At 70.7% G+C, this 5,111-nt stretch carries 6 protein-coding genes and 2 pseudogenes; 7 read left to right on the top strand and 1 reads right to left on the bottom strand.

The window, feature by feature from the left end:
- The first annotated feature begins 252 nt into the window (after positions 1-252).
- From ACY45C_RS18205 to ACY45C_RS18175, 7 genes and pseudogenes are all read left to right on the top strand, one after another.
- Positions 253-870 carry an alpha/beta hydrolase gene (locus ACY45C_RS18205; RefSeq protein WP_462188783.1) on the top strand — a complete coding sequence of 206 codons (618 nt, stop codon included), beginning with the start codon at positions 253-255 and terminating at the stop codon, positions 868-870.
- 319 nt (positions 871-1,189) lie between these two features.
- The gene (locus ACY45C_RS18200) at positions 1,190-1,669 is read left to right on the top strand and encodes an ArsI/CadI family heavy metal resistance metalloenzyme (protein ID WP_462188782.1); all 480 of its coding nucleotides are present in this window, start codon (positions 1,190-1,192) and stop codon (positions 1,667-1,669) included.
- A gap of 182 nt (positions 1,670-1,851) precedes the next feature.
- Entirely contained in the window at positions 1,852-2,352 is a 501-nt protein-coding gene (locus tag ACY45C_RS18195) for a fluoride efflux transporter FluC (protein ID WP_462188781.1), read from the top strand.
- Entirely contained in the window at positions 2,349-2,696 is a 348-nt protein-coding gene (locus ACY45C_RS18190) for a DUF190 domain-containing protein (RefSeq protein WP_462188780.1), read from the top strand. The genes ACY45C_RS18195 and ACY45C_RS18190 overlap by 4 nt, the downstream gene beginning before the upstream one ends.
- Positions 2,693-3,127, top strand: a complete 435-nt coding sequence (locus ACY45C_RS18185; RefSeq protein WP_462188779.1) for a fluoride efflux transporter FluC — start codon at positions 2,693-2,695, stop codon at positions 3,125-3,127. Before ACY45C_RS18190 ends, ACY45C_RS18185 begins: the two co-directional genes overlap by 4 nt.
- Positions 3,128-3,445: 318 nt before the next feature.
- Positions 3,446-3,778, top strand: a complete 333-nt coding sequence (locus ACY45C_RS18180; protein ID WP_462188778.1) for a hypothetical protein — start codon at positions 3,446-3,448, stop codon at positions 3,776-3,778.
- A 238-nt stretch (positions 3,779-4,016) separates the two neighbouring features.
- Positions 4,017-4,461 (top strand): annotated as a pseudogene (locus tag ACY45C_RS18175) (protein-tyrosine phosphatase family protein).
- A gap of 96 nt (positions 4,462-4,557) precedes the next feature.
- Here ACY45C_RS18175 and ACY45C_RS18170 read toward each other — a convergent pair.
- Positions 4,558-5,111, bottom strand: a pseudogene (locus ACY45C_RS18170) (hypothetical protein); the annotation flags it as partial.

Here is a 5,111-nt window from a genome sequence, read left to right as displayed (position 1 = left end):
TAGCCGTCCGCTACGAAGCAACAGCCACCATCGCCGCGATCAACGAATGGCTGCCCCGATGAACTTCCCAAACAGGCCCTAGACGCATTCCTCGCCGACTGCAAGGCTCGGCCCAACTGTGGCTTCGGTCACGGCGACCCGGCCGGCGCCTTCGACCGCCTGGTCGAACGGCTCACCGAGAAGCCGATCCCGGCCGGCGGTAAGGACGGTAAGGACACCGGCGCCGCCCGCACGCTCAACTGGGTGACCGCCATGATAGGGGTTCGGTCCGCGCTGTACTCCCATGCCAAGTGGCCGCGGCTCGCGGGAGCATTGGCACTGGCCGACGACAACAACGACGGCTCCGAGCTGCTCTCCTTCGCAGCGCAGGACCCGATCGGGGCCATCCTCCCCTTGCCGCACAGCACCTCCACCAGCTCCGATGCCGCGCATACGGCCATTGCCTCGCATACGGCCATCACCTGCACCGACAAGGTCTTCCCGACCGTGGGCACCTACCAACGACTTTCTGACGAACTCAACCGCGAGAGCCCCCATTTCGGCCTGCTTTCTGCTCTCGGTGCCCTTGCCTGTGTGGTCTGGCCGGTTAAGGCTGCCTCCCGCTACACGGGGCCGTTCCACGCCACCGGCGCTCCGCCGATTCTCCTCGTCGGCAGCACCGGCGACCCGGCGACGCCCTACTCCGGGGCTGTGTCCCTCGCCCGTCAACTCGCCAACAGCGTGCTGTTGACCTGGCGCTCCTACACCCACACCGCCTACTTTCAGGACAGTGTCTGCGTCCGCCGGGCCGTCGAGCGTTACCTGGTCGACCTGATACTCCCGAAGCGCGGTACGATCTGTCCTGACATCCCGACATCGGCGGGTTCTTGAGTCTCGGTCCTCGCGATTCAGAATCTTCGCGATTCAGGCTCACCTTGAGGATTATCCAGAAAGGCGACGACTTCGCCGATGCGCGGGCCGGCGTAACGGTCGCCGGCCCCGGTTGGCGCCCAGCGGGGCGCGGCACGCGGAGATCGTCCCGGCGAGACCGGGCGGGCCGTCCGCCGCGGGGTCGACGACCGGGAGACCCGCCGGTGGGGAGGCGGTCGCCGTGCCGCCAGCATGCCCCAGCCATTGACAGACGTCTATGTTTGCGGTCATCCTCGACCCGCAAGAACATAGATGGGTGTCGATGTAAGGGGTGGGCTGGATGGCCAGGGTGCAGTTGGCGTTGAACGTCTCGGACGTGGACGCGGCGGTGGAGTTCTACACGACGCTGTTCGGGGTCGGGCCGGCGAAGCGGCGGGCGGGGTACGCGAACTTCGCGGTCGACGTGCCGCCGTTGAAGCTGGTGCTGATCGAGAACCCGGACGCCCGCGGCGCGGGGGTGGCGGGGGCGTTGAACCATCTCGGGGTGGAGATCGAGACCTCGCAGGAGGTGTCCGCCGCGGCGGCCCGGCTGCGGGAGGCGGGGCTGGTGACGGCGGTGGAGGAGAACACCGCCTGCTGCTACGCGCTGCAGGACAAGGTGTGGGTGGATGATCCGGACGGTGCGCCGTGGGAGATCTACACGGTGCTCGCCGACATCGCCGAGGGCGCGGGCCCGCAGCTGCGCGCCGTGGAACCGGGGGCCGGGGGCGGTCCCGGGTCGGCGTGTGACTGTGGGCCGGTGTGCGCTCCCACGGTGTGACGACGGTGACAGGTGAACCGGTAGCGGTGAACCGAACCGGTATGGTGTGACGGCGGCGGCTTCCGGTCACCGCGCGGCGGTGGGGCCCGCCGGACCCGAACCGCGGCAGTGCACCGCCAACGGTCCCTACCGTGACAAGTCATGCTTGGCTGGCCCGGCTGTCGCGCAGGTAGGGAGCGGGCGTGGACGACGCCGAGCAAACGGTCGGTGCACCGACCGATCCCGATGGCACCAGCCCCGATGGCACCGACCCTGATGGTGATGGGCCTGTCCCGGTCCCGCTGCTGGCGGTGATATCGGCTGGTGGGGCGGTGGGGGCATGTGCCCGCTACGGGGCGTCGCTGGTGTGGCCGACGATGCCGGGCACGTTCCCATGGACCACCTGGGCGGTGAACACGGCCGGTTGCGCGGCGATCGGTGTGCTGATGGTGCTGATCACCGACGTGCGGACGGTGCATCCGCTGGTCCGCCCGTTCCTGGGCACCGGGGTGCTGGGCGGGTTCACCACCTTCTCCACGTATGCGCTCGACGCGCAGCGGCTGGTGGACGGCGGGCGGGCCGGGCTGGCACTGGCCTACCTGGCGCTGAGCGTCCTCGTCGCGCTGGGCGCGGTGTGGGCGGCGGCGACGGCGATGCGATGGTTCGTGGCGACGACGCGACGGGTCGCGGGAAGGCGGGCGTGATGAGGTTGAGCGGCCGGGCGTTGCGGCTGATGGTGTTCGTCGGGGAGAGCGACGTGTGGCATCACCGACCGCTGGCCAGCGAGATCGTGCACCGGGCGCACCGCGCCGGGCTGGCCGGGGCGAGTATGTTCCGGGGCGTGGAGGGGTTCGGCGCCTCCTCGATCGTGCACACCGCCCGGCTGCTGTCGCTGAGCGAGGACCTGCCGGTGGCGGTGGTCATCGTCGATGACGAGCAACGGGTACGGGCCTTCCTCCCGCAGCTCGATGAACTCGTCACCGAGGGGCTGGTCATCCTCGACGAGGTCGAAGTGATCCGCTACGTCGGCCGGGAGGCGAGTTGGTGAACTGGCTGCTGGTGATCGCCGGGGCCGCGGCCGGCGCGCCGCTGCGCTATCTGACCGACCGGGCGGTGCAGGCCCGGCACGGCACGGTCTTTCCCTGGGGCACGTTCACCGTCAACGTCACGGCCAGTCTGCTCCTCGGCCTGGTCGCCGGCGCCGCGGGCGCGGGCGCGGCGCCGGCGTGGGTGGCCTCGGAGCAGGTGGCCTCGGAGCAGGTGGTGTCGGAGCAGGTGGTGTCGGAGCAGGTGGTGTCGCTGGTGGGGACCGGGCTGTGCGGGGCGTTGAGCACCTACTCGACGTTCTCCTACGAAACGCTGCGGCTGGCCGAGGACGGCGCCCGGCTGCTGGCCGCGGCCAACGTCGCCGGCAGTGTGCTCGCCGCGTTCGGCGCCGCCGCTCTCGGCGCGGCCCTGGCGCGGGCGGTGTGGGGGTGATCCGACCGGCGCACGGCACGAGCACAGCGCCCGCCGCCGCGGTCAGGCTACGGCCGTGGCGGTTTGTCCTGGTCTTCGGCGTGGTGCGGAAGGTTCGGGCTGCGGCGGGCATGCCCGGGGTTCCCGCTGAGATGACGGCGGGGAAGGACCGGCCTGCTCAGAAGGTGGTGCGAGATGCCTGATCTGGGATTTCCCCGGCTTCCGCCACGGCGGCCCGTTCCCCCGCAGCGGTTGGAACAACGTCGGGTGCTGCTTGAACGTCACGTCGTCGCTTCGCTGAGAACCTCTCGGAAGCCGTGGTGGCGCAGGAGGCGGGCGATGATCCCGGGTGCGGTGGTGGCCGTTGCGTGTCTTGCCGCGGCTAGCTGGGGGCTACGACCCAGCGGCCTGGCGGAACGGGCGACAGTGGTCGGATGCTACTCGGCTGTCAATCTCCGGAGCGACACCGCCGCGGTCGCGGCGGACCGTTGCCACCCCCGCCCGGAGATCATCACTGTTCTCCGGGGCAAGCTGGATGCCTACGGTCTGCATTCCTGGTCGATCGATGACAGCGGATTCGATCAGCCATGGGCGCAGGGTCGGCCCTGCGCCAGCCTCGCCTTCGACCACGACCGGTCGATCGTGCGTATCGTGCCGTTTCCCACGCAATGATGCTCACGTACGAGTGGAGTCCACGGATGTGGTGGCTGCCTGGACATGATCGCCTCTTACCTCACCGCGGAGCGGGACCTGGGCAGCTGGCTGAGCAGCTCCCGCTGATCTTCACCGACCCACGCCACGTGGCCGTCCGGCCGCAGCAGCGCCGCCGGCAACGATCACGTCAATACGGACAGGCGGAGGGCCAGGTGTGGAGTTCTCGATCAGCCGGGCAGGTCGTAGGCGTGGCCCGGTGAGCGGCCCGCCGCTCGTGCGGGCCCTGCGGCTTCCGGACGGCTGCCGGGTACGCGGCCGCGGTCTGCGCCGCCCGCTACCGGAGGGACCGGTGCCTGACTTCGGCCTCTACCTGGGAACCAGCCGTCTTCGCCGCCGCCACGACGGGGAGCTGGGCTGGCCGCGCACGTGGATCGACTGGCCCGACTTCCTCCTGCCCCGTGACCAGGACCAGGCCGCCCGGCGCATCCGGGCGCTGCACGAGCAGGCACGGGCCGGCGCGGCGGTCGAAGTCGCCTGCGGGGGGCGGCGTCGGCCGCACCGGCACCGTCCTTGCCTGCCTCGCCGTTCTGGCCGGACTGAACCCACCGGACGCTGTCGCCTGGACCCGGGAACACCATCACCACCGGGCCGTCGAGACCCCCTGGCAGCGCCGTTGGGTGGCCCGGTTCCCGAACCGTTGACCGCGGGCTCGCCTGGCCTGGAAGACGCTCCAGGGTGCCGCCCGCCACTCGTACGCCGAGGGGGTTTGGCGCTGTGGCTGCAGCGTTGTACGGCTCCTATGGCAGGGGTGCTGTCCCACCGGGGCGGCGCGCTTCCTCCTCATCGAGTTCTTCGCGCCTTGGTTCCCTGGGCGCGGGTTCGGGCGACTGACGGGTGGTGGCGTAGAGGCGGCGGACGACGTCCTCGATGTCGGGTTCCTCGACGGTGAAGTCGAGGACCTCGGCCGTCGCGGTGACCGCGGCGAGGACCCGGGCGGCGGTAGTGGTCTCGGCGTTGAAAGCGAGGCGCTGGCGCAGGCCGTGGGCCTCGCTGGCCAGGTGGCGGACGGCGGGTAGGCCCGTCAGGTCCCCGGTGGGCCCGGCGAGGTCAACGACCAGCACCCGGTCGGCGCCGGCGGCCCCCGCGAGACCGGCCAGGTCGCCGTCGTAGGCGAGGCGGCCGTGGTCGATGACGAGGACCCGGTCGCAGAGCCGCTCGATGTCGCCCATGTCGTGGGTGGTCAGCAGCAGTGTGGTGCCGTGGGCCGCTCGCTCGGCGACGAGGAACTCCCGCAGCCGCTGCTTGGACAGGACGTCGAGGCCGATGGTGGGCTCGTCGAGGATCATCAGCC

This window comes from Frankia sp. CcWB2, from assembly GCF_977927585.1.
This window is presented reverse-complemented; position numbering and strand designations above follow the sequence as displayed.